The organism is Amycolatopsis sp. NPDC104863 (genome assembly GCF_055582965.1).
Window position 1 is genome coordinate 1 of the sequence record NZ_JBVJOW010000003.1, and the last position, 26,582, is coordinate 26,582.

Genomic DNA, 26,582 nt, shown 5'->3' on the forward strand with positions numbered 1-26,582 from the left:
TCCTTTTGTGAAGGCCTCCCCCGTGGTTTCCTCCTGGGTGGGTGCGGGGAAGCTCGACTGGGCTTTCTTTCCTCGTGTGTTCGGTGGTTGTGCCTTCCTCCCCCCCCCCCCCCCCCCCCCCCCGACACCTGGCACCGCGCGAAACCCTTTGGTGGTACGGGATTCAACTATCGTGTGACAGGTACTTGATCTTGTGAACGGCGCGTTAACGACCTGTCCGATTTGTGACATTAGTGCTAAATATGGCCAGTTGTTCACTCGATCGGGTGGCGCATAGCGGACATTTCACACGATTTCCGGTTGCATGGTGATCATGAGACCCCTCGCCGTGCTCCGACACGACCTGCCGGCCTCACTGGTCGTCTTCCTCGTAGCTGTCCCCTTGTCCCTCGGCATCGCCCTCGCCTCGGGCGCGCCGGTCGCCGCCGGCCTGGTGGCCGCCGTCGTCGGCGGTGTGGTCGCCGGCGCGCTCGGCGGCTCCGCGCTCCAGGTGAGCGGGCCCGCCGCCGGCCTGACCGTCGTCATGGCCGAAACCATCCAGACGTTCGGCTGGGTCGTCACCTGCGCGATCACCGTCGCCGCCGGCGCGTGCCAGATCCTGCTGGGCCTGAGCCGCATCGCGCGCGCCGCGCTGGCCATCTCGCCGGCGATCGTGCACGGCATGCTGGCCGGCATCGGCGTCACGATCGTGCTCGGCCAGCTGCACGTCATCCTCGGCGGCAAGGCCCAGAGCTCGGCGGTGGAGAACGTCGCCGAGCTGCCCGGCCAGATCGTCGCCCACCACGACTCCGCCACCGTCGTCGGCCTGCTCACCATCGTGATCCTGCTGGTCTGGCCGAGGCTGCCGGCGGCGGTCCGCAAGGTGCCGGGCCCGCTGGCCGCGATCGCGCTGGCCACGGTCGTGTCGCTGGTGTTCGGGATGACGCTGCCGCGCGTCGAACTGCCCGGTGACCTGCTGAACGTCCACCTGGTCCCGCAGCTGCCCGACGGCGGCTGGGGCGGGTTCGCGCTCGCCGTCGTCACCATCGCCCTGATCGCCAGCGTCGAAAGCCTGCTGTCGGCGGTCGCGGTCGACAAGATGCACACCGGACCGCGCGCCAACCTCGACCGCGAGCTGGTCGGCCAGGGCGCGGCCAACATGGTCTCCGGCGCCCTGGGCGGGCTGCCGGTCACCGGCGTCATCGTCCGCAGCTCCACGAACGTCGCGGCCGGGGCCAAGACCCGGCTTTCGGCGGTGCTGCACGGCGTCTGGGTGCTGGTGTTCGTCGTCCTGCTCGCCGGGGTGATCCAGGACATCCCGCTGGCCGCGCTGGCCGGGCTGCTGGTGCACGTCGGCGCGAAGCTGGTCAACCCCGGGCACATGAAGCAGGTGCTCGCCCACGGCGACCTGCCCGTCTACCTGCTCACGCTCGCCGGTGTCGTGGTGTTCGACCTGCTCACCGGCGTGCTCGCGGGCATCGGGCTGGCGCTGGTGCTGATGCTGCGCCGCACGCTGTGGTCCGGCATCCACGTCGAGACCGAAGACGGCAACTGGCGCGTTGTCGTCGAAGGCGTCCTGACGTTCCTGTCGGTGCCACGGCTGTCGAAGATCCTCGGGGCCATCCCCGCGGGGGTGCCGGTGCGGCTGGAGCTGGTCGTCGACTACCTCGACCACGCCGCGTTCGAAAGCCTCACGACGTGGCAGCAGGCGCACGAACGCGCCGGCGGCACGGTGGACGTCGACGAAGTCGGCCACCCGTGGTTCGGCGAAGGCAAGGCAGGACGTCCGACGCGGTCCCGGCTGGCGGCGAGCCGGGCCGTGCCGCGCTGGCTCGCGCCGTGGTCGGAATGGCAGGCGGTGGAAGGGATTCCCGCCCAGCAGACCCGCCGCGGCGCGACGGAGTTCCACCGCCGCGCGGCGCCGCTGCTGCGCGACACGCTGTCCGGCCTCGCCGACGGCCAGCGCCCGCGCACGCTGTTCATCACCTGCGGCGACTCCCGCATCGTGCCGAACCTGATCACCACGAGCGGACCGGGTGACCTGTTCACGATCCGCAACATCGGCAACCTGGTGCCGGCCGGCCAGGCGGACCCGTCGATGAACGCGTCGGTGGAGTACGCGGTGGGGGTCCTCGGAGTGGAGGAGATCGTGGTGTGCGGCCACTCGGGCTGCGGCGCGATGGCGGCGCTCGCCGACGGGCCGCCCCCGGGCCCGCTGTCGGTGTGGTTGCGCCACGCGGAGCCGAGCGCCCACCGTCTCGGTTCGGCCACGCTGGACGGGAAGGTCCCGGATCGCGAAGGCGACCGTCTCGCGCTGCACAACGTGCTCCAGCAGCTGGAGCACTTGCGCGACTATCCATCGGTAGCGGCGGCCGAGGGGGAGGGAAGGTTGCAGCTGACCGGTATGTACTTCGCGGTCGGGACGGCGCAGGTGTATCTGTTCGACGCGGCGGAGCGCACGTTCCGGCCTGCTGGGGCCGCGGTGGTGGCTCCGGGGGCTTGAGGTCGGGGGGCCGCGCGGGTGCTTTGGTGGCCCGCGCGGCCCCGCCGGTCGGCCTGGGCGCGCTCGGACGCTGCTGTCCGGCGTGGTTGGGCTGGGCCGCGGTGGCGGCGCCGGGCGTGAGGTTCGCGGTCCCGCCGGTCGGCCTGGGCGCTGCTGCCCGGCGTGGTTGGGTGGCCTCGACCGGCCGAAGCGGCGGCGGTGGCGCGGTCCCACCGGTTGGCCCGCGCGACGTTGTCCGGCGTGGGTGGGTCAGGCTCGCGGTGGTGGTGCCGGTTCGCGGTCCCGCCGATCGGCCCCGGCGCCCAGCGCCGCTGTCCGACGCTGCCGGGTGGCCGCTGCGCCGAAGCGGCGGCGAGGACCGCCGGCGTTCCGGCGCCCCACGCGGTCCCGCCGTCAACCCGCCACTACCGCCGGTCGGCTCGAATCCGCCGCCGACCTGGTCACCCCATGCCCGCAGTGCGGGGCCGCGCACCCAGTCACTATGTTCATGGTCCGTGACCATGCTGGTGATGACGGGGACCGGGACCGGGGTCGGCAAGACGATCACCACGGCGGCCATCGCGGCGCTCGCGGTGGCCGGGGGGCAGCGGGTCGCCGTGCTGAAACCCGCCCAGACCGGCGTGCGCCCCGATGAGGCCGGTGACCTGCAGGACGTCCTCCGCCTCGCCGGTGGCGACGTCACCACCCGCGAGCTGCGGCGCTACCCCGACCCGCTGTCGCCGGAGGCCGCCGCGCGGCGGAGCGGGCTTCCCTCCCTTCATCCCGGGGAGATCGCGCAAGCCGCGTCCGAGCTGGACACCGCGCACGACCTCACCCTCATCGAAGGCGCCGGTGGCCTGCTCGTGCGCTTCGACGAGACCGGCTCCAGCCTCGCCGACGTCGCCTGGTCGCTCGGGTCGCTGGTGATCGTCGTGGCCGAGGCCGGGCTCGGGACGCTCAACGCCACCGCCCTCACCGCCGAGGTCGCCACCAAGCGCGGCCTGACCGTCGCCGGGGTGATCATCGGCTCCTGGCCGGCCGAGCCGGACCTCGCCGCGCTGTCCAACCTCGAAGACCTGCCGGTCGCGGCCGGGGCGCCGCTGCTGGGCGTGCTGCCCGCGGGCCTCGGCGCCGCCTCCCCGGCGGACTTCCTGGCCGCCGCGCGGGCCGGGCTCTCGCCGTGGTTCGGCGGTGAGTTCGACCCCGAACTGTTCGCAGGGTGCGCTTCCGCCGAGAAGTGACCTGCGTCGCTGTCCCCTCGCTGCGCCTTCGTGCACGATGAGGGACGCTGCCCCCACGATCAAGGAGACGCCGTGACCGCAGTCCCGGACACCGATGTCCTCGCCTACGCACGCGAGCAGGTCCTCGAAAACGGCGTCGGCCTGGGCGAAGCCGGGGTCCTCGAGGTGCTGCGGCTGCCCGACGACCGGCTGCCGGACCTGCTCGCGCTCGCCCACGAGGTGCGGATGCGCTGGTGCGGCCCCGAGGTCGAGGTCGAGGGCATCATCAGCCTCAAGACCGGCGGCTGCCCGGAGGACTGCCACTTCTGCTCGCAGTCCGGCCGCTTCCCGACGCCGGTGCGCTCGGCGTGGCTCGACATCCCGAACCTGGTCAAGGCCGCCCGCCAGACCGCCGAGACCGGCGCGACGGAGTTCTGCATCGTCGCCGCCGTCCGCGGGCCGGACCAGCGGCTGCTTTCGCAGGTCCGCGAGGGCGTGAAGGCCATCCGCGAGGACGGCAACGACATCCAGATCGCCTGCTCGCTCGGCATGCTCACCCAGGAGCAGGTCGACGAGCTCGTCGAGATGGGCGTGCACCGCTACAACCACAACCTCGAGACGGCGCGTTCGCACTTCCCGGCGGTCGTCACCACCCACACGTGGGAAGAGCGCTGGGACACGCTGCGGATGGTCGCCGACGCGGGCATGGAGGTCTGCTGCGGCGGCATCATCGGCATGGGGGAGACGGTCGAGCAGCGCGCGGAGTTCGCCGTGCAGCTGGCCGAGCTGAGCCCGCACGAGGTGCCGATGAACTTCCTCATCCCGCAGCCGGGCACGCCGTACGAGCACTACGAAATCGTCGAGGGCAAGGACGCGCTGCGCACGGTCGCCGCGTTCCGGCTAGCGATGCCGCGCACGATGCTGCGCTTCGCCGGCGGCCGGGAGCTGACCCTCGGTGACCTCGGCGCGGAGCAGGGCATGCTCGGCGGGATCAACGCGATCATCGTCGGCAACTACCTGACCAACCTGGGCCGCCCGGCTTCGGCGGACCTCGAGATGCTCGACGAGCTCAAGATGCCCATCAAGGCCCTCAGTGACAGCCTCTGACGCACCCGCGTTCTGTGTCCACTGTGGACAGCAGTCGGCCGGTGGCGCGGACCACCCGGCGTGCCACAACCCGAGGACGGCGCTCGAGCCACCGCGGTACTGCACGTTCTGCGCGCGGCGGCTCGTCGTCCAGGTGAGCCCGCTCGGGTGGACGGCCAAGTGCAGCAGGCACGGCGACACGGCGAGCGGCTGACGCTCGTCACGCACCGACCGGTTACCCTCGGTCGCACCGTGTCGCAGGAGCGCGGCGCAGGAGGGAGTCCGGGTGAGTGAGTCGTCGGGGCCCGCGCACCGGCCGTCGGCCGTGGCCGGCCCGTGGTCGGTGCCCGTGCTGGTCCGGGAGCGGCGGCCCCGGGTCGTCGTCAAGGGCGACATCCTGCCCGCCGTGAGCGTGTTCGGCGTGCTGAGCCTGCTCAGCTTCCCCCTCGCGTTCGTCTGGTCGCGGATCGCGCCGCCCGAGCGCGTCCGCATCATCGCCACCGACGGCACCCAGGGGCCCCTGGAGCTGGAGAGCTGGCACCGCTTCGACGACCTCGCCGTGTTCGGCTTCCTGACGCTGGGCGTCGGGATCGTGGTCGGGGTGGTCGTGTGGCTGCTGCGCGAGCGCCGCGGGCCGGTCGTGTTCCTCGGCGCGGTGCTCGGGGTCGCGCTCGCGAGCGCGCTGGCCATGCTGCTCGGCGTCGGCTGGGCGAACGCCCACTACGCCATCGACAGCGCGCCCGCGCTCGGCTCGGTGATCGAGCTGGCGCCGCGGCTGGAGTCGTGGTGGGTGCTGCTCACCGGCCCGCTCGGTGTGTCGGTCACCTACAGCATGCTGACCACCTGGAACGGGCGTGACGACCTGGGCCGCCGCCTCGGCTGAGCGTTTTCCCCTACTCTGGTGCCCTCGACACAGGGGGTTCAGTGACTGAAGACATCGAGGTTTCGCGGCACAACGCCGTCCGTTTCCCGGGCATCAGCCCGCGCGCCTACGAGCACCCGGTGGACCGCGGCGCGCTCGCCACGCTGCGCGCGGTGCCCGGGTTCGCCCAGGTCGTCAAGGCCGTCTCGGGCTTCTACAACGAGCGGGGCGAGCGGCTGATGGCGCTCGCGTCGTCGATCCGCGTCGGGCCGAAGCAGTACCCGGAGCTCGACCGGCTGCGCCACGAGTGCGCCGAGACGCTCGACCTGCCCGCCGTGCCGAACCTGTTCGTCTACCAGGACCCGCGGATCCAGGCGTCGGCGGTCGGCATGGACGAGCCGTTCATCCGGGTCAGCACCGGGCTCGTCGAGCTGATGAGCCACGAGTCGCTGCGGTTCGCGATCGGGCACGAGATGGGGCACGTGCTGTCCGGGCACACGGTCTACCGCACGATCATGGTGCGCCTGATCGGCCTGCAGCTGTCGATGTCGTGGACGCCGGTGAGCGCGCTCGGCATCCGCGCGATCATCGCGGCGCTGCGCGAGTGGTACCGCAAGGCCGAGCTGTCGTGCGACCGCGCCGGGCTGCTCTGCGGCCAGGACCCGACGGCCGCGCTGCGCGCGCAGATCCAGATCGCCGGCGGCGTCGACCCGTCCCGCATCGACATCCCGTCGTTCCTGCAGCAGGCGACCGAGTACGAGTCGGTCGAGGACATCCGCGACAGCTTCCTCAAGCTCAAGTTCGTCGAGACGGAGACCCACCCGTTCGCGGTGGTCCGCGCGGCGCAGCTGCAGCGCTGGGCGGCGTCGGAGGAGTACCGCGCGATCCTCGCGGGCGACTACCCGCGCCGCGACGACGACACCCCGGCGTCGGACTGGAAGGACGACCTGAAGTCGGCGGCCAAGTCGTACAAGGACTCGTGGAACAGCTCGGCCGACCCGCTGACGAAGGTGTTCAGCGACGTCGGCGAGGCGGTTTCCGGCGCGGCGGGCAAGGTGTGGAACAAGTTCGGCACCGGGAACGGCTCGGGGGAGGGCGCCTGACCGCGGGGTCAGTTCAGGCTGGCCGGGCGGCTCATGTCCGTGAGCTCGCTCGGCGGCAGGGGCACCGCGCCGAGCGTGTTCAGGAACCCCGCCTCGCGCGTCAGCAGGCGGCAGGCGATGCGCAGCCGGCGTAACGGGTGCCGCTCCTCGAGCAGGCGCTGGCGGTCCTCCAGGGGCAGCAGGCAGTCGGCGGCCAGTTGGTAGGCCAGCTCCGCCAGCTCGGTGTCCGCCGCCGGGGCGGTCCAGTCGTCGCTGCGCCACGCCGTTTCGCAGTAGCGCTGGTGCGCTCCGCGCGCGACCGTCGCCAGGCGCTCGGCCATGTCGCCGGCCGGGGCCACCGGGTCGTCGTCGACCCACTCCACCGACGCGATCAGGTACGGCGCCGAGACGCAGTCGAGGTCGGTCAGCCGGAAGCGGCGCTGGGCCTGCGTCACGACGTCGAAACGGCCGTCCGGCAGGCGTTGCGCCTCGCGCAGGATCGTGCTGCAGCCGATGTCGTACAGCTGGTCCAGACCACGGACCTCCCGCGTGAGGGACGACCGCAGCGCGACCACGCCGAACTCGCGGCCCGGCACCGTGCCGCTGACGAGGTCCGCCGTCAGCTGCCGGTACCGCGGTTCGAAGATGTGCAGCGGGAGCCGGGTGCCCGGGAGCAGCACCGTCTGCAACGGGAACAACGGCAGGATCGTCGTCGTCGCGCTGCTTTCCGGTTCCGGCTCGGTCACGGGTCAACCGTAAGGGGAGAACCGGTTCGGCGCAGGATGGTCACCGGTTCGGCGGCTTGAACACCGCGAACGGATCGGTGATCTGCATGCCCTTGCCGGCGAAGGAGAACAGGGCCGCCGGACGCCCGCCCGCGCGGCCCGGCGCGGCCGTGTGACCAGTGGGAACCAGCAGCCCGCGCCGGGAAAGCACCCGCTGCAGGTTGGTCGCCGAGACGCGGTAGCCCAGTGCCGCCGAATAAAGCCCGCGCAACGCGGAAATCGTGAACTCGTCGGGGGCCAGGGCGAACCCGACGTTGGTGTAGGAGAGCTTCGCGCGCAGCCGGTCGCGCGCTCGCAGCACGATCGCCTCGTGGTCGAACGCCGTGCGCGGCAGCTTCGCGACGTCGTGCCATTCGGTGTCCTCGGGCACTTCCGGGTCGACGTCGGAGGGAACCAGGGCGAGGAACGCCGTCGCGACCACGCGCGGGCCGGGGACGCGGTGCGGGTCGCTGAACACCGCGAGCTGCTCGACGTGCTTGAGCCGCCCGACGTCGACCTTCTCGGCGAGCTGGCGGCGGATCGACGTCTCGACGTCCTCGTCGGGCCGCAGCCGGCCGCCCGGCAGTGACCAGCGGCCGAGGTGCGGGTCGAGCGCGCGGCGCCACAGGAGCACCCGGAGTGTGTCCGAGCGCACTTGAAGGACCGCTCCCAAAACCTCGTGGGCCAGGGGGGCCTGGGTGTTAAGATGACTTCGCACGGTTTTCGATTATAAGGCGAAAACCCGCGACCGGTCCAGGAGGGCCACATGACCACCACGTTGGTTCCGGAAGGTCTCACCCCGTTCGGCGGGGTCGAGGCGAACGCGGCCTGGGCGGAGGAGGTGCGGCGCCTGGCGAACGAGCGCGACGCGGTCCTGCTCGCGCACAACTACCAGGTCCCGGAGATCCAGGACATCGCCGACCACACCGGCGACTCGCTCGCGCTCAGCCGCATCGCGGCGAGCAGCGACGCGTCCACCATCGTCTTCTGCGGTGTGCACTTCATGGCCGAGACCGCGAAGATCCTGGCCCCGGAGAAGACCGTCTTGATCCCGGACGCGCGGGCCGGCTGCTCGCTCGCCGACTCCATCACCGGCGCCGAGCTGCGGGCCTGGAAGGCTGAGCACCCGGGCGCGGTCGTCGTCTCCTACGTCAACACCACGGCCGAGGTGAAGGCCGAGACCGACATCTGCTGCACGTCCTCGAACGCGGTCGACGTCGTCGCCTCCATTCCTGCTGACCAGGAGGTTCTCTTCCTGCCGGACCAGTTCCTGGGCGCGCACGTCAAGCGCGTCACCGGCCGGGAGAACATGCACATCTGGGCCGGGGAGTGCCACGTCCACGCCGGGATCAACGGCGCCGAGCTCGCCGAGCGCGCGGCTTCGAACCCCGACGCGGACCTGTTCATCCACCCCGAGTGCGGGTGCGCGACGTCGGCGCTCTACCTGGCCGGCGAGGGGGCCGTGGCGCCGGAGCGGGTCAAGATCCTCTCGACCGGCGACATGGTCCACGAGGCCCGCGACACGAAGGCCAAGACCGTCCTGGTGGCCACCGAGATCGGCATGATCCACCAGCTGCGCAAGGCCGCACCGGGCATCGACTTCCGCGCGGTGAACGACCGCGCGTCCTGCCGGTACATGAAGATGATCACGCCGGCGGCGCTGCTGCGGTGCCTGCGTGAGGGTCTCGACGAGGTCCACGTCGACCTCGAAACCGCCGCCCGCGCGAAGGCGTCGGTGCAGCGGATGATCGAAATCGGGCAGCCTGGCGGCGGAGAATGACCACGCCGGTTAATGACTTACGGGCGAAAACCCCGGTTTGGGAAGCCCGTGCGGATCTGGTCGTGGTCGGCAGCGGTGTCGCCGGGCTGACGGCGGCGCTGCGCGCGCAGGCCCTCGGGCTGCACGTCCTGGTGGTCACCAAGGCGACGGTCGCGGACGGCAACACCCGCTGGGCCCAGGGCGGCGTCGCCGTGGTCCTGGAAGACCAGCACGACCTCGACGACTCGGTCGCGAAGCACGCGGAGGACACCTTCACCGCGGGTGCCGGGCTGGTCGACGAGGCGGCCGCCCGGTCGATCCTCGAGGGCGGCCCGGCGGCGATCGCCCAGCTCCGGGCGGACGGCGCGAAGTTCGACTCGGCCGGAGACGGCCTGCTGGCCCGGGCCCGCGAGGGCGGGCACAGCGCGTTCCGCGTCATCCACGCGGGCGGCGACGCCACCGGCGCCGAGGTCGAGCGCGCCCTGGTCGCGCAGGCCGGGCAGGCGCGGGTACCGGTGCTGGAGCACCACATCGCCGTCGACGCGCTGCGCACCCCGGGCGGGCGCGTCGCGGGGGTCACCGTGCTCGACTCGGGTGGCGTTCTCGGCGTCGTCCGCGCTTCGGCCGTGCTGCTGGCCAGCGGCGGGATCGGGCAGCTCTACCAGGCGACGTCGAACCCGGAGATCGCGACCGGAGACGGGCTCGCGCTCGCGCTGCGGGCCGGGGCGACCGTCGCGGACGTCGAGTTCGTCCAGTTCCACCCGACCGTGCTCTACACCCCGGGCGCTCGCGGCCGCTGCCCGCTGGTCACCGAGGCGGTGCGCGGCGAGGGGGCGACCCTCATCGACGGCGCCGGCGTTTCGGTCATGGCGGGGGTGCACCCGCTGGGCGACCTCGCGCCGCGGGACGTCGTCTCCGCGGCGATCACCCGCCGGATGGGGACGGCGCCGGGCGGCGTCGACGACCACGTCTTCCTCGACGCGACGTCGATCGCCGGGTTCGCCCAGCGGTTCCCGACGGTCTTCGCGGCCTGCGGGGTGCTGGGGCTGGACCCGGCCCGCGACCCGATCCCGGTGACCCCGGCGGCGCACTTCTCGTGCGGCGGTGTGGTGACCACTGTGGACGGACGCTCGTCGGTGCCCGGGCTCTACGCGGCCGGCGAGGTCGCGCGGACCGGCCTGCACGGCGCGAACCGGTTGGCCTCCAACAGCTTGCTCGAAGGCCTGGTCGTCGGGCAGCGGGTCGCCGAGGCCGTCGCGGCGGACCTCGCCGCGGGGCTGCTGGCGGATCCGTCGCGGGGGCGGCTGCCCTCGTGGACGACCGCGCCGGCCGCCGACCGCGACTCGCTGCAGCGGGTGATGAGCCGGTACGCGGCGATCGGCCGGGACGCCGACGGCCTGGCGGCCGCCGGTTCCGTGCTCGACCTGTCCGTCCAGGACAGTCCCTTGTGGACGCACGCGGCGGTGGAGGACGCCGCGCTGACCGTGGTGGCGCAGGCGCTGCTCGCCGCGGCCGTCCGGCGCACCGAGTCGCGCGGCTGCCACGTGCGCACCGACTTCCCGGCGCCGTCGGAGACCTGGCGGCGCAGCCAGCTGATCCGGCTCAGCCCGTCCGGCCAGCCGGTGCTGGCCGACCCGATCCCCTTGGAGGGCGTGGCATGACGTTCCCGATCTCCGAACCGGTCCTGCGCCTGGTCGCGGCGTCCGGTCTCGACGTCGAAGACGTGCGGCGCGTGGTCACCACGGCGCTGGGCGAAGACCTGCGGTACGGGCCGGACGCGACGACCGCGTCGACGGTGCCCGCGTCCGCTTCCGCGGTGGCCGAGCTGACCCCGCGGGTCGACGGGGTGGTGGCCGGGCTGCCGGTCGCGCTGGCCGTGTTCGACATGGTGCTCGGCTCTTCCGTCGAGGTGCTGGCCGGGCGCGAGGACGGCGAGCGGCTGGTGGCGGGGGAGCCCGCGCTGGTGCTGCGCGGGCCGGTCCGCGGGCTGCTCACCGCCGAGCGCACGGCGCTGAACCTGCTTTGCCACCTCTCCGGTGTCGCCACCGCGACCGCCGCCTGGGTGTCCGAAGTGGACGGCACGGGGTGCGCGATCCGGGACTCCCGCAAGACGTTGCCGGGGCTGCGGCTGCTGCAGAAGTACGCCGTCCGCTGCGGCGGCGGGGTGAACCACCGGCTGGGGCTGGGTGACGCGGTGCTGATCAAGGACAACCACGTCGTCGCGGCGGGGTCGGTGACGGCCGCGCTGGCCGCGGCCCGCGAGCACGCGCCGGAGCTGCCGTGCGAGGTGGAGGTCGACACGCTTTCCCAGCTGGAGGAGGCGCTGGCCGCGGCCGCCGACGAGGTGCTGCTGGACAACTTCACGCCGGAGCAGTGCCGGCAGGCGGTGGCGCGCCGCGACGACGTCTCCCCGAAGACGCGGCTGGAATCCTCTGGTGGGCTCACCCTCGACCGTGGTAGGGCCTACGCGGAGTCCGGTGTGGACTATCTGTCGGTGGGCGGCCTGACGCATTCTTCGCCGGCGTTGGATCTGGGCATGGACCTTCGCTGAACGGGCTTTCCGAGCTAGACTGGCGGTGGTGGGAAGTTCTTTCCCGCCACCGTCTTTCGGGAGGGATCGGGTGCGGATTCCGGCAGCGCTGGCGGTCGCGGGCCTCGTGCTCACCGCCTTGCCCGCAGTGGCCGTCGCGGCGCCCGAAGCGCAGTGCGCGAACCCGTCCGGCACCTACACCGGCGCGGTCCCCTGGGGCCAGCGCCTGGTCGACCCGGCGCGGCTCTGGCCGCTGACCCGGGGTGACGGCCAGCTGGTCGCCGTCATCGGCACCGGCGTCGACGGGCTCAACGGCCAGTTCGCGCCCGGGCAGCTCGAAGGCGGCGCCGGCACGGAATCCTCCGACTGCGACGGCCGCGGCACGATCGCGGCCGGGATCGTCGCGGCGCAACCGGATCCGTCGACGACGTTCGCCGGTGTCGCACCGGGCGCGCGTCTCCTGCCGATCCGGTACACCGACAGCTCGGCGAAGGACGGCGGCGACCCGGGTGCGCTGGCCGGCGCGATCGACACGGCGCTCGACCGGCGGGCGGGCGTCATCCTCGTGGCGGTGCCCGCGGCGTTCGACAACCCGGCGCTCTCCGGGGCGGTGGCGCGGGCGCGGTCGGCAGGCGCGGTGGTCGTCTCGGCGGCGTCGGCGACCCAGCAGGGCGCGCGGACGTACCCGACGGCGACCCCCGGTGTGCTGGCCGTCGGGTCGGTGAACCCCGCGGGCGAGCCGGTGCAGACCGAAGCCGGGGACTACGTCGGGATCGCCGCGCCGGGCGCGGAGCTGGTCAGCACGTCGGCGGGCGCGGGCGGCGCGGTCGCGCACCGCTTCCCGGTGACCGACCCGGGACTGCCGGCGGCGTACGTCGCCGGCGTCGCGGCGCTGGTCCGTGCATACCACCCGGACCTCACCGGCGACCAGGTCCTCACCCGCCTCACGCTCACCGCGCACCGCCCGGCTTCGGGCGGCCACGACCCGCGTCTGGGCTGGGGAGTCCTGGACGCCTACGCGGCGGTGTCCTCGACCCTGCCGGCCGACGCGGCCCCGCCGGGCTCGGTCGTCCAGCCGGCGGCGGGACCCGCGGTGGTCCCGGCCGCGGCCCCGGCCCCCACGCCGTCGGACCTCGCGGCGGGCACGATCGCGCTGGCCGGCGTGGCTCTCGCGGCCGCCGCCGGCCTGACGGTCGCCGCGGTCCGCCGCGCCCGCCGCCGCAACTGGCGCCCCTCCCGCTTCACCCCCTGACCCACGTGTCGTCCGTCCAGGCACGCGTGTCGTCCGCCGGTGTACGCGTGTCGTCCCTTCAATCACGAGTGATGCCCCTCCAATCACGCGAGATACCCCTTCAATCACGCGAGATACGCGCCCAATCACGCGAGTTACGTCCCTGATCACGCGAGTTCGGAGTACCGGACCGGACGACACGCGTACTCAGCCGGACGACACGCGTACCTGGATGGACGACACGCGTGATCAGACGCGGGATTCGCGTGACTGGAGGCGGAACTCGCGTGATTGGGGAGCGATCTCGCGTGATTGAGCGGGCATCTCGCGTGACTGGAGGGGCATCTCGCGTGATTGGAGGGGCATCACGGCGGGAGGGAGGGGTCAGGCGGGGACGGGGCGGGTGGAGCCGATGATCGCGACCGCGTGGCTCGCCCGGGCGACGTGCACCGTGAAGTCCGCGCCTTCTCGGCTGAACCGGGCGATCAGCTCACGCGGGGTGCTGCGGTCGTGGGCCTGCCAGCCACTCTGCTCCAACGTCGGGAGGACGACCTCGGCGAGCCGGCGTTCCGGCTCGCCGGGGTGGTCGAGCCGGACGCCGTACTGCCAGCAGAGCAGGTTCCCGGGCTGGGTGGGGTCGCAGTCCAGCTCGCCGTTCACCGTGGGGTCCGCCGAGGGGCCGAACACCGCCGCGACGCTGTTGATCACGTCCGTCAGCTCGGCCGCCAGGCGGTCCAGGTCCGAAGAAGTCACCGCAGCACGCCTCCGTCGTTGAGGAACTCGACGCCGTGCTCCAGGATGCCATCCGGCTGGAAGGAGCCGTTGGGCGTGGTCGGCCCGGAGGTGATGACGCGGTACATGTTCGTCCAGGACTCCGAACCCGGCTTGAGCACGTCACTGTGCGACGAGAGCCCCCACAGCTGGTCCCCGGACGCGGAGCGGCCCGTCTCCAGCTCGGTGACGCCGGGGAAGGTGTCCGGGTCCGCGCCGTGGCCGATGCCGGTCCACTCGAGACCCCACGCGTTGCCCTGCGCGATCTCGATCGGGTCGAGCGGCGCCGTCATCGAGAACCGCTGCACCCCCGCCTGGCTCGCCGGCAGGTCCGCAGGCGACCAGACGCCGTGGCCCATGCCCGCCGACTCGACGTGCAGGACGCGGTCGACGTCGAGACCCTGCGTCTCGGCCAGCCCGACCGTCGCGCCGCCGTAGCTGTGCCCGATCGCGGTCAGCGTGACGTCGGAGCCGGCGTGGCTCCCGATCTCGCCGCGCAGGTCGTCGGTGAAGTGCTTGAGGTCCGGCGCCATCGCCTCCGCATAGCTCGCGGACGGCCCCTGCACCACCGGGTTCTGCGGGAACACCCCGTCGGCCCAGACGACCATCGCGGTGCGCCCGGTCGGGTCCGCGGCCACCAGGCTGCGCCCGAGGCCGGCGTAGGAGTCGAAGTTGGACATCTGCGTGTTGACGCCGGGGACGAACAGCCCGACGTTGCGCGTGCCCGGCTCGATGTGCCCGACGAGCTCGGCGATCCGGCCGTTGCCCGCCGGGTCGAACTTCAGGATCTGCCGGTTGTTCGCGAGAATGTCTTCGTACAGCGAAATCCGCGCCTGGGAGCGTTTGATCTCGTCGGCGTCGGTCAACGAAGCCAGCCGGGAACGCTCGGCCGTCAACGCGTCGGAGACCTTCGTGCGGTTGGCCGCGATCGCCTGGCCCCACGCGCCGGTGTCGGCCGCGCCGCCGATCCCCGCGGGATTTCCCGCCGCAGGCAACGGATCCTCGGGAAGCAGCGAGCGGTACATCGCCGCCACCTGAGCGTCGGCCCGGCGGTACCCGACGGCCGACGACGTCAGTCCACTTTGGAGCGTCCGCAGCCGGGAGACCTCCGAAGAGAGCTTCGATCCCAGCTCCGTCATGGTCTTCTCGAACGTCTTCGCGGCGGCGGCCGACGCGTCGACCTTGCCGAACGCGGCCGCCGGCACCTTCTCACCCGCCACCGCCGACTGCGCCGAAGCGAGTGCGTCCGCCCGCGTGCCGAACTCGCCCGCCACGGTGTCGAGGCGGGCCGGGGCGACGCGGTATCCAGCAGCCGTCACGGCCCGCCTCCATGGTCAGAAGTTACTCAGTACGCTTCCGGCTCTTCGCCGATCACCGGCGGTGCGACCGGGGCCGACTGGCCCCAGACGTTCTCCGTCTCCACCAGCCAGGCCGGGATCCGGCGCCCGGACCCCATGTCCCCGCCGCCGCCCATGCCCATCGGCATCATGGGCATCATCGGCATCGCGCCCTTGGCGGCCGCCGCGCCCACGGCCCCGGCCGCGCCGCCGGCGAGCCCGGACAGCGCGTTGCCCGCGCCGCCGTCACCGGCCAGGCCGGAGTGCGCCGCGGGGCCGTCGCCGCCCCCGCCGATCCCGGCCCCGCCGGGGACACCGCCGCCGATCGACGGCGCGTCACCCCCGCCGATCGGGATGCCGCCGCCGGCGCCGCCTTCGACACCCGCGCCGCCACCGAGCTTCGTGCCGGGCGCTTCTTCCTTGCCGTCCTTGGGATCCTTGCCGCTGGCCCACGACGGCACCTTCGGCATGATCGAGCCGAACCGCCCGAACGCGGCGGCCGAGGCCGCGGCGAGCCCGGCGGTGAACATGTCGCCGAAGAGCGGGTTGGACGTCGGCACGGTCGTCCCCGGCTGCTGCGTCGTGCCGCCGCCGGGCAGCGGGTGCCCGTCGGTCGGGGTGACGACGACGCCGGGATCGGTGACGCCGTTGCCGACCAGACCGGGCGAGCCCACGGTGCCCGCGCCACCGCCGGCGGGCGGGGCCGTCGGCGTCTGCACGGCGTTGGGGGACGCCGGGATCGAGTCCTCGGCGGTGGTGTAGTCGCCGGCCAGCTGGGTCATCACGACGATCGCCTTGCCGTGCGCGGACCCGGCGGCGTTGGCCGCGGACTGCTGCGCCTCGACGTTCGAGATGGCCTGCTGCCGCTGCTGCGCGGCGGCCTGGACGACGGCGGGCGAGGCGTCCGGCGGCAGCAGCGGCGGGTTCACCGCGAGCGCGACGTCGGCGGGGGAGACGTCCGGCACCGAAACCGGCGGCGGCATCTCCTTCTTGGCCTTGACCAGCGCGTCCGCGGCGTCGTCGAGCATCACGTTCATCGCCTCGGCGGTCTGCGCCACCTTGGAGATGCCGTTCGCCAGGTCGACGATCATGTGCTGGTACTGGTCGGCCGCGCCGCCGGTCCACTCGTCCTTGAACTCGGTGAGCTCGGAGTTGAGGTTGTGGGCCTGCTCGTGCAGGTGCAGCGCGGCGGACTTCCACTTGTCGGCGGCGTGCCGCGCGCTGTTCGGGTCGCCCGCCTGCAGCATCGCGTAGAGCTGCTGGTGGCTGTACGCGGCGAAGTTGGTGTGCGCGGTGTTCGTCATCCCTTGTGGCTCCCGTTCGAGTCACCGAGGCCCAGCAGGCCGAGCACGGGGTCGAGCAGCCCGGTGACCGCACCCGAGCTGTGCAGGTCCCCGGCCACCGTCTGGTCGGCGTTCTGGTACCCGTCGGCGACCGTGGTGGTGACGTCCTGGGCGAACCCGATCGCGCTGCGGACCTGGTCGAGCAGGCCCTGCATCTCCGAGACGGCGGCGCGGTGGGCGTCGGCCAGCGACCCGGCCTCGCCGAACTCGCCGAACAGCAGCGGCTCTTCGCCGAGCGTGAGCAGGAAGTCGTTCGGTTTGGCCATCGCGTGGATCTGGGTCTCCAGCTCCCGCACGAAGTCCTTCAGCGATTCCAAGTGGACGTAGTACGACTGGTCGTGCATCGGGTCCCGGCTCTCTCGTCGCACGTGAAGAAGGCAAGCCGGTCGGCCGGTGCGAGCGGGGGGTTTCCCGCACCGGCCGACCGACGTCTGGGCGCGGATCAGCCCGCGAACAGCCCCTGGTTGCGGTTCTCCAGGCTCTGCTGGAGGTCGTGGGCCTCGCCGACCTTGCCGCCGAACTGCGCGATGATGGCGACGATGTCCGCGGTGGCCTGGCGCAGCCGGGTCTCCGACTGGCGAGCGGCGTCACCGGCGGAGCTGCCGGAGGCGTACCAGGTCGCGGTGATGGGCTGGAGGTTCTGGTGCAGCTGCTCCAGCTGCGAGGTGAGCGCCTTGGCCTTGGCGGCCAGGGAAGCCGAGCTGTGCTGCAGCGCGGCGAAGTTGATTTCGACGACGTCGGCCATGGTGGGCGTCCTCTCGGGTCAGGGGTTGAGGCGGGGGATCACGCCCGAGCCCTCGAGGGAGTTGCCGACCCCCTGGAAGCTCTGGTGGACGTCGGCGTCGCCGCGGCCGTAGTTCTGGTGGCTGGTGTGGACGAGCTGCGACATGGTGTCGAGCTCCTTCACGGCCACGGTCATCTTCTCCTGGAGCCGGCGCTGCAGGTCCCAGAACGCGACGGCCTGGTCACCCTTGTAGTTGCGGAGCGCCTCGGTCAGCTCGGACTCCAAGCTGGCCATCGTGGACTTGGCGTTCGTCGCGGTTTCCTCGAAACCCTGGACGGCGCGCGTCATGGCAGCGGAATCTGCCTGGAATCCCGGACTGGACATCGACGGGCCACCTCCCTTCCTCAAGCGAATTCCCCTGGCGCGGTGGTCCGCGCGGTGTGAAACTCACGCTAGAAAGAAGGCCGGTGTGGTCAAACGGCACAACTGCCGGTCGCGGTGACGGCTTTTATACCCACAGAGGACACCCGGTCGCCGGACGGGGGCGCGTGGCAGCGGTCGCGGTTCCGGCCCGGGGCAAACCCTGGCGGACAACGGAAAGCCGCTGTTCACGCACCGGCCATGTCGCGTCGCCGGGTCGCTGCCCGTTGATGATCGCACCCCGGTCAACCCGCCTCTGCCGAAATTCTGAGATCCGCCCGGTAGACCGGGAGCCCCCGGGCGAAAGGCGGTCGAGATGGTCCACCCGCAGGCTCTGCTGGACGAGCTGGGGCGCGCCCCCGGCGTTCCCGCGTTCGAACACGGCTCGCGCGTCACGTCGCGCCGCGAGCTGCGGGAGCTGGTCGGCCGGTTCACCGCGGGCCTGCGGGCGGCCGGGCTGTCGCCGGGGGACGGCGTCGGGATCGCCACCGCCGTCACCGCCGAGGGGTTCGCCGCGATCATCGCCGCGCAGGTGCTCGGCTGCCGGGTCGTCGGGGTGCGGCCGGGCCTGCCGGTGCCACAGCTGCGGCACGTCGTCGGGGACGTCCGGGCGCTGGTCGTCGACGAGGCTTCCGAGTCACCGGAGCTGCGCGGCACCGTCGCCGGGGCGGTGATCCTGCGGATCGGGCCGGAGCTGCTCGCGGCGTACGAAGAGCCGGAGCCGTGCGGGCGGCCGGACGACACCGCGACGGTCGTGTTCACCAGCGGCAGCACCGGCGTCCCGAAAGGCGTCGCCTTCAGCTACCGCGCCCTGACCGAAGGCCGCGTCTGGCGGCCCCCCGTGCCCGGTTCGGCCCACGAGCGGCTCGGCGCGGGGTTCGGCCGGTTCCTGCTGTTCGGCACGCTCACCAGCGCGGTGATGCTCGAACAGCTGGCCCTGTGCCTGTTCGCCGGCGGCACCGCGGTGATCCCGGAGGAGCTGCCGGACTTCCCGTGGGTGCTGCCGCGGCTGCGGGTGAGCGCGGCGCTGATGACCGTGCCGCGGCTGCACCAGGTCCTGGACGTGCTGCGCGCCGAGGACGTCGACCTGAGCGACCTGCGGACGCTGATCGTGGCCGGCTCGCCGGTGCCGCCGCACAAGCTGGCCGAGGCGGCCGAGCTGGTCGGGCCGGCGATGCACCACGCCTACGGCCAGACCGAGACCGGGATGCTGACGATCTCCGGCGCGGCCGAGGGGCCCGGCTCCGTCGGGAAGGCCTGCGACACCGTCGAGATCGAGGTTCGCGACGCTTCGGGCGTGCCGCTCCCGGCCGGGACCGAAGGCGAGATCTGGGTGCGGACGCCGTCGGCCTTCGTGGGCTACTGGCGCGACGAGGTGACGACGGCCGAGGTGCTGGACGGCGGCTGGGTGCGCACCCAGGACCTCGGGCACCTCGACGCCGCGGGGTACCTGCACCTGTCCGGGCGGGCGCGGGACGTGGTGATCGTCAACGCGATCATCCACTACACCGGCCCGATCGAGCGGGCGATCGCGGCGCACCCGGACGTCGACCAGGCCTACGTCGTGGCGGTGCCGGACGCGCGGACCGGCGAGGCCGCGGTCGCGTTCGTGGTGCCGTCATCCGGGCGCTCGCCGGACCTCGATGAAGTGCGCAAGGGCGTGGCGGCCGAGCTGGGGGAGGCCGCGGTGCCCGCGCGGTTCGCCGTGGTGGCGTCGGTTCCGGTCGCGCCGTCGGGGAAGCCGGACAAGGCGGCGCTGAGGGCGTCCCTACTGGACTAGCAGTACCGCCGGTCACGGTCGGCAAGTTACCGACTTCGGTAGGTTCCGACAAACCTCTCACGAACCTACTTTGGGCTCGTCGCCCGAATTCGGGACGGACATCCGGATCACCTGGCCGAAGGGCATTTTCATGCGAATGTCGAGGGCTGTCACCGCGGTCGGCGCCGCCGCCGCGGTACTGAGCATGGTCTCGGTGGGGGTTGCGGACGCCCAGGAGGACATCATCGGCGGGAGCACCGTCTCCTCCGCTCCGTGGGGCGCCCAGATCTACTGGAACAACGTCACCACCTACGGCGGTTTCGAGTGCTCCGGGACGATCATCGCCCCGCAGTGGGTGCTCACCGCCCAGCACTGCCTGAACTCGCCGGGCATGCACGTCAAGGTCGGCAACGTGACCCTCCAGCAGGGCACGAACGCCACCGTCGACCAGCAGAAGGCGTCGCCCAACGGCGACATCGCGCTGCTGCACCTGTCCACGGCGGTGAACACGACCTACATGAAGCTCGGCACCGGCAACCCGCCGACCGGGTCCACCAACCAGATCTACGGCTGGGGCCGCACGCAGGGCACCAGCCCGCCGTCGAGCACCCTCAAGACCGCCAACGTCCGCGTCACCGGCACCAGCACGGACGCGTTCGGCGGCACGGCCATCGCCAGCCAGGGTGTCAACGGCTCGGCGTGGCACGGCGACTCGGGCGGCCCGCAGCTCTCGGGCGGCGTCCAGGTCGGCGTCTGCTCCACCGGCAGCAACTCCGGTTCGAACCCGCAGGGCACGCAGAACTACGCGAGCGTCGCGTCGAGCCGCAGCTGGATCCGCACGACCGCGGGCGTCTGACACGCGTCCCGTGCCGGCCTCACCGCCCGGGAGGCCGGCACGGGGCATACTCGCCCCATGGAGTTCCGCACGACGGTCCTGCTCGGCGGCAAGACGGCGACCGGCCTGCCGGTCCCGGACGACGTCGTCGAGGCGCTCGGGGCCGGGAAGAAGCCCGCTGTCACGGTGACGCTCGGCGGCCACAGCTACCGCACGACGGTCGCGAGCCGCGGCGGGCAGTACCTCGTCCCCTTGAGCGCGGAGAACCGCGAGAAGGCCGGGGTTGCCGCGGGGGACGACGTCGAGGTGGCGATCGTCCTCGACACCGCGCCGCGCGAGCTGGAGATCCCGCCGGACCTGGCGGCCGCGCTGGCCGCCGACCCGGCCGCCCAGGCCCGGTTCGAAAGCCTGTCCTACAGCGGGAAACAGCGGTTCGTGCTGCCGATCGGCCAGGCGAAGACCGAGGAGACGCGGCAGCGCCGGGTCGCCAAGGTGATCACGGACCTGCGCGCCGGGAAGTGATGGACGCCCGCACGGTCCGGCGGGTGCTCGCGGCACTGGCCCCGGCCCGGGTGTGGCTGGCCGGCGGCTGGGGCGTCGACGCCCTGCTGGGCCGTCAGACGCGCGAACACCACGACCTGGACCTGCTGCATCGCCTCGAGGAAGAGCCCGACGTGCTGGCACGGCTCGGGGCGCTGGGCTACCGCGAAACCCTCGACCTGCGCCCGGTCCGGTTCGTCCTCTCCGACGGCGGCACCGAGCTGGACCTGCACCCGCTCGTCTTCGCTCACGACGGTTCCGCCACGCAGAAAGCCGACGACAACGGCGCGACTTTCCCCTATCCCACGGACTGTTTTGTCACCGGGCGGATCGACGGGGTCGAGGTGCCGTGCGTGTCCGTGGCGCAGCAGGTCTTCTTCCACCAGGGGTACGAACCGCGGCCGCACGACCTCGCGGACATGCGGCACCTCCGTGAGGCCTTCGGCGTGGCCACGCATTTCCAGTGGTGACAGTGGAGAAGACACTCAGGGTGCTGGCGGACTACGACTGCTGGGCGTTGTGGGCGTTCGCTCCGCCGAGAATGGAGAACCTCGATCCCGCGGATCCCGAGCTGGGGCTGAGCCCGGCTCTGGTGGGAGAGCTGAACCGCTGGGCGGACGAGTACACCGCGACCTTGAATCGTGACGACCCAGCAGCCTCCGGTTTTCCGTCCGAAGCGGAGGAGCGGGACTTCGTGGCCCGGGGCCGCCACCTGGCGGAAGAGGTGCACGCGCAAGTCGGCCCCGGCTGGCGAGTCACGTACTACGACAGTGAGCTCGGCCACGATGTCGAGGTTCAGGCTCGCGCTTGAGCCCGAAGCGCCGCGGCGGGTATACGCTGCCCGCTGACTTCGTCCCGGGGGAACCATGGCCGCACCCGAGCACGATCCTGTGCTCTTCGACGAGCTGATGCGCACCGAGCTGCGCCGTCAGCCGATCAGTCGTTACGCCATCGCCACGCTCGTGTCGGGGCTGCTCGGCGGGCTGCTCGCGCCGGTCTTCGGTGTCGTCGCGCTCGTGCGGATCCGGAAGCACCGGCAGCGCGGGCGCGTGCTGGTGATCTGTGGCCTGGTCGCCTTCGCCGGGTGGATGGGCGTGCTCACCTACCAGATCTCGACCGGGACGACGTGGTGGCAGCAACGCGCCGCGCTGGCGTCCGGCGAGCGGCTGCCCGAGGGAGTGACCCACGGCAGCGACCTCGTGGCCGGCGACTGCTTCTGGTCCCCGGCGGCTTCGGGCGGCGTCGACGTGCTGCGGGCGTCCTGCACCGAGCGGCACACCGCCGAGGCGTTCGAGGTGCTCCCGCTCGGCGACGGCCCGATGCCCGACATCGTCGAGGTCTACCAGCGCACGCTGGCCCGCTGCCAGGCCGACGCCCGGCCGGTCCCCGAGGTCCGCGTCCAGGTCGTGACGCCGACGTCGCAGTGGTGGGCCGAGGGCAAGCACCGCGCGGTCTGCTACTACCACTTCGCGGCCGAGCTGACCGCGCCGGTGCGCTGAGCCGTGTCCGGGAACCTCGTGCTGCCGGACGGACGGGTGTGGTCCGCCTCCAGCGGCGTCTACTACTGGGTCGTCGACTACCTCGCGGCCGCGGTCACCGACCGGGAGCTGGCCGAGGAGCTGCGTGCCGTGTCGGTGCACGGCTTCCGCACCTTCGACCTCGGCGCCCTCGCGCCCGATCGGCGGCAGGAAGTGCTCGACCTGGTCCTCGGCCCGCTGCTGCCGGCCGTGGCGGACGAGTTCCCGGACAGCGCTGCCGCGCAGGAGTTCGTCGCCGGGCTGAGGGACCTCGTGCGAGGCTGACCCCTCAGGACTCCGCCGGTTTGGTCCACGCCACCTGGACCAGCCCGGTCCCGTGCCGCCGCGACACCAGCGTTCCGCGGCCCGGCGGCTGCGGGGACGGCTTGACGTCCGCCAGCAGCGCGCCCTCGTCCTTCGTCCCCGACATGATCAACCCCGGTGAGCCCAGCTCCCGCAGTCGCTGCAGCACCGGCTCGAACAGCGCGCGCCCGGCGCCGCCGGAACCGCGGACGATGATCACGTGCAGGCCGATGTCACGCGCCTGCGGCAGGAACTCCAGCAGCGGCTGCAGCGGGTTGCGCCCGACCGTGGCCACTAGCTCGTAGTCGTCCACCAGGACGAACAGCTCCGGGCCGCGCCACCACGAGCGGTTGCGCAGCTGCTCCGGCGTCACCGACGGGCCCGGCAGGCGGTTGCGCATCGCCGTGGCGCACTCGGTGATCAGGTCGGTCAGCTTGCCTTCCGCGCCCGCGTAGCCCAGCAGGTGGTCTTCGGAGACCGCGCCGAGCAGGCCGCGGCGGTAGTCCGCGACGATGATCGCCGCCTCCTCCGGCGTGTACGCCGAGGTGATGCCGCGAGCGATCGCCCGCAGCAGCGAAGACTTCCCGGACTCGACGTCGCCGAAGGCCACGAAGTGCGGGTCCGCCGCGAAGTCCAGGCACACCGGGCGCAACGTCGACTCCGCGATGCCCAGGGTGACCTGCCGGGACGGGGCCGCGGGCAGCGTGTCCAGCGGGACCTCCGGCGGCAGCAGCCGCACCTTCGGCGCGCGCGCGCCCTTCCACGCGTCGGAGATCCGGCGCGTCAGGTCGACACCGCCGGCGCCGATCGTCTCCGGACGCTGGTCGCCGTCGATGCGCGGCAGCGCCGCCAGGAAGTGGAGCTTCTCCGCGGTGATGCCGCGCCCGGGCCGGTCGGCCGGGACGTTCACCGCGACCTTGCGGTCGATGGAGGAGTCCATCGGGTCGCCGAGCCGCAGCTCGAAGCGCGTGCCGATGGCGTCACGCAGCTGCGCGCGGACGCCGATCCACTGGTTGAGCGAGACGATCACGTGGATGCCGAACCCGAGCCCGCGCGCGGCCAGCCCGGTGATCTGCTCCTCCAGCTGCTCGTACTCCTGCCGGATCGTGGTCCAGTTGTCCACGAACAGGAAGACGTCGCCGAACTCGCGGCCGTCGGTGCTCTCGGTGAACTCCGCGCGACGCTGGCGGAACGTCGTCACCGACTCGATCCCGTTGGCGGAGAAGAACTCCTCACGCTGTTCGAGCAACGTCGTCAGCTCGGCGACGACCCGGCGGCAGCGCTGCGCGTCGCGGCGGGTGGCGTAGCCGGACGTGTGCGGCAGGCCGGCGATCGGCGCCAGCGCGCCACCGCCCATGTCCAGCACGAAGAACTGCACCTCGGCCGGGGTATGGGTCAGCGCGAGCATGCCCGCGATGTCCTTCATCAGCGTCGACTTGCCGGTCTGCGGGGCGCCGACGATCAGCGCGTGCCCGCCCGCGCCGGAGAAGTCGGCCCACAGCATGTCGCGGCGCTGCTCGAACGGCTTGTCCACCAGGGCGACCGGCACGGTCAGCTTGCCGTTGCCGCCCCAGCCGAGCGGGCACAGGCCACGCGCGGCGTCCTCGCCCAGCGGCGGCAGGAGCTGGTCCAGCGTCGGCGGCTCGTTCAGCGGCGGCAGCCAGATCTGGTGCGCGGACGGGCCGCGGCCCTCCAGCCGGGACAGCATCGCGTGGATGATCGTCTCGCCGGTGCCGTCGGGCGCGACAGGGGCGTCCGAGATCTCGGTCGTCACCGGGATCTCCACCGGGGCCAGGGAGAACGGCAGCACGCCGAGCTCCTGCCCGTCCTCGCGCACGACCGTGCTGCGCGGCGGCAGCTCACCCGAGACGTAGGCGGCCTTGAGGCGGATCAGCGTGTCGGTGTCGGACTTCAGGTACGCCGAACCCGGCACGGGCGGCAAGTGGTAGGCGTCGGCGACCCCCAGCACGGTCCGGCTTTCCGACGCGGAGAACGTCCGCAGGCCGATCCGGTACGACAGGTGGGAGTCCAGCCCGCGCAGCCGTCCTTCTTCGAGCCGTTGCGACGCCAGCAGGAGGTGGATGCCGAGCGAGCGTCCCAGCCGGCCGATCGCGACGAACAGGTCGATGAACTCCGGCCGCGCCGACAGCAGCTCGCTGAACTCGTCGATGATCACCAGCAGTGAGGGCAGCGGCTCGAGCGCGACGCCGTCCGCGCGCGCCTTCTCGTAGTCCCGCACGGACGCGTAGTTCCCGGCCGCGTGCAGCAGCTCCTGCCGCCGCAGCAGCTCGCCGTTGAGCGCGTCCGCCATGCGGTCGACGAGCGCGAGGTCGTCGGACAGGTTCGTGATGACGGCGCAGGTGTGCGGCAGGTCCGTCATGCCGGCGAAGGTCGCGCCGCCCTTGAAGTCGATCAGCGCCAGGTTGAGCGTCTCCGACGAGTGCATCACGGCCAGCGCGGTCACCAGCGTCCGCAGCAGCTCGGACTTGCCGGACCCGGTCGCGCCGATGACCAGGCCGTGCGGGCCCATCCCGCCTTCGGCCGACTCCTTGAGGTCCAGCTCCACCGGCCGGCCCTCCGGGTTGATGCCGAGCGGGATCCGCAGCCGGTCGCGGGCCGCGCGCGGCGCCCACGTCACGGTCGTGTCGGTGTCGCGCGGGTCGCCGATGCCGAGCAGCCCGGACAGGCCGAAGGTCGCCGACATCGGCTTCTCGCCGACGATCGCGGCCGGCGTGTGCAACGGCGTCAGCATCCGGGCCAGCGCTTCGGCGGCGCCGCGGTCGAGGACGTCCGGGCGGCCGAGGAACCCGAGGCGCTGCTCACTGGCGTCGCCGACGACCATCCCGAGGGAGTCCGCCGACGTCTGCAGGCTCAGCAGCCGCTCGGTCGAGTACGTCCGCGGGTGCTCCTGCCCGATCTCGATCACCGTGACGCCGAGCCGCCCGTCCTCGCCGATCAGCCGCGGCTCGCCGTGGGCGTTGCCGCCGTCCACGACGACCACCAGGTGCGGGAGGTCCAGCTCGGCCGCGGCGCGGCGGCTGAACGCGGGGCGTTCGCCGAGGTCCGGGCCGAGCAGCTCGGCCAGTCCCGCCGCCGAGTCGGCCGCCAGCCGCCGCGAGCCGACGGCGTCCGTGGCGCCGGCCGCGGTCGCGTGCGGCAGCCACTTCGCCCACTCCCAGTCGTGCTGCCGGTCGGGCGGCACGCACAGCGCGACACGCAGGTCGCCGGGGGAGTGGAAGGTGACGAGCTGGCACACCAGCGCCCGCACCAGGCCGAGCACGGCCGGGCGCCGGCCGGCCACGGTGACCGCGGCGAACGAGCGCAGCGACAACGCCACCGGCAGGCCGTCGACCGTCGAGTAGGTGCGGATGAAGTGCTTGAGGCTGGTGGAGGACACCGGGTCCAGGTCCTCCAGCGGCACGGTCTGCGGCGCCTTCAGCGGGGTCGCCAGCCGCTGCGGCCCGGACCCCGCGCGCACCTGCGCGAACTGCGCGTCGGTGCGCCGGCGGTCCCACAGCTTCCCGGTTTCGACGTAGGCCCAGAGGTCCGCGGGGTCGGGCTGGACGGCGACCATGGCCGCGCGCTGGCCGTCGGCGATGTCGCGGACCTGGGCCCGCAGCCCGGAAAGGTACCGCTGGTAGTCGCGGCGCTCGTCGTTGATCTGCGCCTTCTTCGCCATGCCACCGCGGCCCAGCGACATCACGACCATGCCGCCCATGGCGCAGATGAACAGCGCGCCGAAGATGTAGGTCATCACGCCGCCGTCGCGTCCGATGTAGACGAACGACATCGCGCCCATGCCGAGCATCATCGGCAGGAACATCATCAGCTGCATCATCCCGCCGGACGAGCTCTTCGGGAGCATCGGCGGGGACTGCAGCACGATCTCGCTCGGTCGTTCGGGCGACAGGCTCATCGGGACATGCTCCGGACTCGGGGATGCTCTGACCGGTATTTTGGCCACTCACCGCCCGCTCGCGGTGGGTACTTTTGCCGTCCGCCCGCTTCCTGGCGCGAACTTACGCTCTGCCGAGCAGC

The 26,582-nt window shown here is 72.5% G+C and carries 26 protein-coding genes; 17 read left to right on the forward strand and 9 right to left on the reverse strand.

All coding sequences use genetic code 11. The features are described 5' to 3' along the window. The first annotated feature begins 304 nt into the window (after window positions 1–304). From ACZ63J_RS16635 to ACZ63J_RS16660, 6 genes are all read left to right on the forward strand, one after another. Complete coding sequence (locus ACZ63J_RS16635) at window positions 305–2,482, forward strand: SulP family inorganic anion transporter (RefSeq protein WP_465405034.1); 2,178 nt, start codon at window positions 305–307, stop codon at window positions 2,480–2,482. Between the two features lie 500 nt (window positions 2,483–2,982). Continuing rightward, on the forward strand, window positions 2,983–3,702 hold the full coding sequence (bioD, locus tag ACZ63J_RS16640) for a dethiobiotin synthase (RefSeq protein ID WP_465308290.1): 720 nt from the start codon (window positions 2,983–2,985) through the stop codon (window positions 3,700–3,702). A 72-nt stretch (window positions 3,703–3,774) separates the two neighbouring features. Continuing rightward, entirely contained in the window at window positions 3,775–4,788 is a 1,014-nt protein-coding gene (gene bioB / locus ACZ63J_RS16645; protein WP_465308113.1) for a biotin synthase BioB, read from the forward strand. Next, window positions 4,775–4,981 (forward strand): biotin synthase auxiliary protein BsaP, encoded by a 207-nt coding sequence (gene bsaP, locus ACZ63J_RS16650; RefSeq protein ID WP_465308111.1) that lies wholly within the window; start codon window positions 4,775–4,777, stop codon window positions 4,979–4,981. Before bioB ends, bsaP begins: the two co-directional genes overlap by 14 nt. A gap of 72 nt (window positions 4,982–5,053) precedes the next feature. Further along, window positions 5,054–5,650 carry a DUF2567 domain-containing protein gene (locus tag ACZ63J_RS16655; RefSeq protein WP_465405033.1) on the forward strand — a complete coding sequence of 199 codons (597 nt, stop codon included), beginning with the start codon at window positions 5,054–5,056 and terminating at the stop codon, window positions 5,648–5,650. A 41-nt stretch (window positions 5,651–5,691) separates the two neighbouring features. After that, a complete protein-coding gene (locus tag ACZ63J_RS16660) occupies window positions 5,692–6,732 on the forward strand; it encodes a M48 family metallopeptidase (protein ID WP_465405031.1) in 1,041 nt (346 codons plus the stop codon). A gap of 8 nt (window positions 6,733–6,740) precedes the next feature. Here ACZ63J_RS16660 and ACZ63J_RS16665 read toward each other — a convergent pair whose 3' ends face one another. Together ACZ63J_RS16665 and ACZ63J_RS16670 are read right to left on the reverse strand one after the other, a co-directional pair. Next, window positions 6,741–7,457 carry an LON peptidase substrate-binding domain-containing protein gene (locus ACZ63J_RS16665; protein ID WP_465405029.1) on the reverse strand — a complete coding sequence of 239 codons (717 nt, stop codon included), beginning with the start codon at window positions 7,455–7,457 and terminating at the stop codon, window positions 6,741–6,743. Window positions 7,458–7,497: 40 nt separating this feature from the next. Continuing rightward, complete coding sequence (locus ACZ63J_RS16670) at window positions 7,498–8,130, reverse strand: NUDIX hydrolase (protein WP_465405027.1); 633 nt, start codon at window positions 8,128–8,130, stop codon at window positions 7,498–7,500. Window positions 8,131–8,241: 111 nt separating this feature from the next. Between ACZ63J_RS16670 and nadA the strand changes: the two genes are divergently transcribed. The 4 genes from nadA to ACZ63J_RS16690 all read left to right on the forward strand — a co-directional run bounded on the left by nadA (window position 8,242) and on the right by ACZ63J_RS16690 (window position 13,016). Further along, entirely contained in the window at window positions 8,242–9,255 is a 1,014-nt protein-coding gene (gene nadA / locus ACZ63J_RS16675) for a quinolinate synthase NadA (RefSeq protein WP_465405025.1), read from the forward strand. Further along, window positions 9,252–10,895: an L-aspartate oxidase gene (locus ACZ63J_RS16680; protein ID WP_465405023.1), complete on the forward strand. Its 1,644-nt coding sequence runs from the start codon at window positions 9,252–9,254 to the stop codon at window positions 10,893–10,895. Before nadA ends, ACZ63J_RS16680 begins: the two co-directional genes overlap by 4 nt. Then, a complete protein-coding gene (nadC, locus tag ACZ63J_RS16685) occupies window positions 10,892–11,785 on the forward strand; it encodes a carboxylating nicotinate-nucleotide diphosphorylase (protein ID WP_465405021.1) in 894 nt (297 codons plus the stop codon). The genes ACZ63J_RS16680 and nadC overlap by 4 nt, the downstream gene beginning before the upstream one ends. A gap of 70 nt (window positions 11,786–11,855) precedes the next feature. After that, a complete protein-coding gene (locus ACZ63J_RS16690; protein ID WP_465405019.1) occupies window positions 11,856–13,016 on the forward strand; it encodes a S8 family serine peptidase in 1,161 nt (386 codons plus the stop codon). 363 nt (window positions 13,017–13,379) lie between these two features. Here ACZ63J_RS16690 and ACZ63J_RS16695 read toward each other — a convergent pair whose 3' ends face one another. From ACZ63J_RS16695 to ACZ63J_RS16720, 6 genes are all read right to left on the reverse strand, one after another. Next, window positions 13,380–13,748 carry a hypothetical protein gene (locus ACZ63J_RS16695; RefSeq protein WP_465342046.1) on the reverse strand — a complete coding sequence of 123 codons (369 nt, stop codon included), beginning with the start codon at window positions 13,746–13,748 and terminating at the stop codon, window positions 13,380–13,382. Next, window positions 13,745–15,085, reverse strand: coding sequence for an alpha/beta hydrolase (locus ACZ63J_RS16700; RefSeq protein ID WP_465405017.1), 1,341 nt, complete (start codon window positions 15,083–15,085; stop codon window positions 13,745–13,747). The genes ACZ63J_RS16695 and ACZ63J_RS16700 overlap by 4 nt, the downstream gene beginning before the upstream one ends. Window positions 15,086–15,111: 26 nt before the next feature. Continuing rightward, window positions 15,112–16,407 carry a WXG100 family type VII secretion target gene (locus tag ACZ63J_RS16705; protein ID WP_465405015.1) on the reverse strand — a complete coding sequence of 432 codons (1,296 nt, stop codon included), beginning with the start codon at window positions 16,405–16,407 and terminating at the stop codon, window positions 15,112–15,114. Then, window positions 16,404–16,790, reverse strand: a complete 387-nt coding sequence (locus tag ACZ63J_RS16710) for a hypothetical protein (protein ID WP_465405045.1) — start codon at window positions 16,788–16,790, stop codon at window positions 16,404–16,406. The genes ACZ63J_RS16705 and ACZ63J_RS16710 overlap by 4 nt, the downstream gene beginning before the upstream one ends. 98 nt (window positions 16,791–16,888) lie before the next feature. Further along, window positions 16,889–17,191 carry a hypothetical protein gene (locus ACZ63J_RS16715; RefSeq protein WP_020644701.1) on the reverse strand — a complete coding sequence of 101 codons (303 nt, stop codon included), beginning with the start codon at window positions 17,189–17,191 and terminating at the stop codon, window positions 16,889–16,891. 18 nt (window positions 17,192–17,209) lie between these two features. After that, entirely contained in the window at window positions 17,210–17,554 is a 345-nt protein-coding gene (locus tag ACZ63J_RS16720) for a WXG100 family type VII secretion target (protein ID WP_086856673.1), read from the reverse strand. Between the two features lie 352 nt (window positions 17,555–17,906). Between ACZ63J_RS16720 and ACZ63J_RS16725 the strand changes: the two genes are divergently transcribed. From ACZ63J_RS16725 to ACZ63J_RS16755, 7 genes are all read left to right on the forward strand, one after another. Beyond that, the gene (locus tag ACZ63J_RS16725) at window positions 17,907–19,370 is read left to right on the forward strand and encodes a class I adenylate-forming enzyme family protein (RefSeq protein WP_465405013.1); all 1,464 of its coding nucleotides are present in this window, start codon (window positions 17,907–17,909) and stop codon (window positions 19,368–19,370) included. A gap of 130 nt (window positions 19,371–19,500) precedes the next feature. After that, entirely contained in the window at window positions 19,501–20,205 is a 705-nt protein-coding gene (locus ACZ63J_RS16730; RefSeq protein WP_465405011.1) for a S1 family peptidase, read from the forward strand. 57 nt (window positions 20,206–20,262) lie between these two features. Continuing rightward, a complete protein-coding gene (locus ACZ63J_RS16735; protein WP_465405009.1) occupies window positions 20,263–20,706 on the forward strand; it encodes a YdeI/OmpD-associated family protein in 444 nt (147 codons plus the stop codon). Beyond that, a complete protein-coding gene (locus ACZ63J_RS16740; RefSeq protein ID WP_465405008.1) occupies window positions 20,706–21,194 on the forward strand; it encodes a nucleotidyltransferase domain-containing protein in 489 nt (162 codons plus the stop codon). Before ACZ63J_RS16735 ends, ACZ63J_RS16740 begins: the two co-directional genes overlap by 1 nt. A gap of 2 nt (window positions 21,195–21,196) precedes the next feature. Continuing rightward, complete coding sequence (locus ACZ63J_RS16745; RefSeq protein ID WP_465405006.1) at window positions 21,197–21,535, forward strand: hypothetical protein; 339 nt, start codon at window positions 21,197–21,199, stop codon at window positions 21,533–21,535. A 55-nt stretch (window positions 21,536–21,590) separates the two neighbouring features. Further along, complete coding sequence (locus tag ACZ63J_RS16750) at window positions 21,591–22,223, forward strand: DUF4190 domain-containing protein (RefSeq protein ID WP_465405004.1); 633 nt, start codon at window positions 21,591–21,593, stop codon at window positions 22,221–22,223. A 3-nt stretch (window positions 22,224–22,226) separates the two neighbouring features. Then, window positions 22,227–22,526 (forward strand): hypothetical protein, encoded by a 300-nt coding sequence (locus ACZ63J_RS16755; RefSeq protein ID WP_465405002.1) that lies wholly within the window; start codon window positions 22,227–22,229, stop codon window positions 22,524–22,526. A gap of 4 nt (window positions 22,527–22,530) precedes the next feature. On the opposite strand, the gene eccCa is transcribed toward ACZ63J_RS16755, so the two are convergent. Continuing rightward, entirely contained in the window at window positions 22,531–26,460 is a 3,930-nt protein-coding gene (eccCa, locus tag ACZ63J_RS16760) for a type VII secretion protein EccCa (RefSeq protein WP_465405000.1), read from the reverse strand. Window positions 26,461–26,582: the final 122 nt, after the last annotated feature.

Excerpts from the sequence above, each read along its gene's own strand:
- ACZ63J_RS16720 (WP_086856673.1), bottom strand. The coding sequence starts at position 17,554 with ATGTCCAGTCCGGGATTCCAGGCAGATTCCGCTGCCATGACGCGCGCC.
- nadA (WP_465405025.1), top strand. The coding sequence starts at position 8,242 with ATGACCACCACGTTGGTTCCGGAAGGTCTCACCCCGTTCGGCGGGGTC.
- ACZ63J_RS16750 (WP_465405004.1), top strand. The coding sequence starts at position 21,591 with ATGGCCGCACCCGAGCACGATCCTGTGCTCTTCGACGAGCTGATGCGC.
- eccCa (WP_465405000.1), bottom strand. The coding sequence starts at position 26,460 with ATGAGCCTGTCGCCCGAACGACCGAGCGAGATCGTGCTGCAGTCCCCG.
- ACZ63J_RS16705 (WP_465405015.1), bottom strand. The coding sequence starts at position 16,407 with ATGACGAACACCGCGCACACCAACTTCGCCGCGTACAGCCACCAGCAG.
- ACZ63J_RS16725 (WP_465405013.1), top strand. The coding sequence starts at position 17,907 with ATGGTCCACCCGCAGGCTCTGCTGGACGAGCTGGGGCGCGCCCCCGGC.
- ACZ63J_RS16740 (WP_465405008.1), top strand. The coding sequence starts at position 20,706 with ATGGACGCCCGCACGGTCCGGCGGGTGCTCGCGGCACTGGCCCCGGCC.
- nadC (WP_465405021.1), top strand. The coding sequence starts at position 10,892 with ATGACGTTCCCGATCTCCGAACCGGTCCTGCGCCTGGTCGCGGCGTCC.
- ACZ63J_RS16735 (WP_465405009.1), top strand. The coding sequence starts at position 20,263 with ATGGAGTTCCGCACGACGGTCCTGCTCGGCGGCAAGACGGCGACCGGC.
- bioD (WP_465308290.1), top strand. The coding sequence starts at position 2,983 with ATGCTGGTGATGACGGGGACCGGGACCGGGGTCGGCAAGACGATCACC.
- ACZ63J_RS16680 (WP_465405023.1), top strand. The coding sequence starts at position 9,252 with ATGACCACGCCGGTTAATGACTTACGGGCGAAAACCCCGGTTTGGGAA.
- ACZ63J_RS16730 (WP_465405011.1), top strand. The coding sequence starts at position 19,501 with ATGCGAATGTCGAGGGCTGTCACCGCGGTCGGCGCCGCCGCCGCGGTA.
- ACZ63J_RS16635 (WP_465405034.1), top strand. The coding sequence starts at position 305 with ATGGTGATCATGAGACCCCTCGCCGTGCTCCGACACGACCTGCCGGCC.
- ACZ63J_RS16715 (WP_020644701.1), bottom strand. The coding sequence starts at position 17,191 with ATGGCCGACGTCGTCGAAATCAACTTCGCCGCGCTGCAGCACAGCTCG.
- ACZ63J_RS16710 (WP_465405045.1), bottom strand. The coding sequence starts at position 16,790 with ATGCACGACCAGTCGTACTACGTCCACTTGGAATCGCTGAAGGACTTC.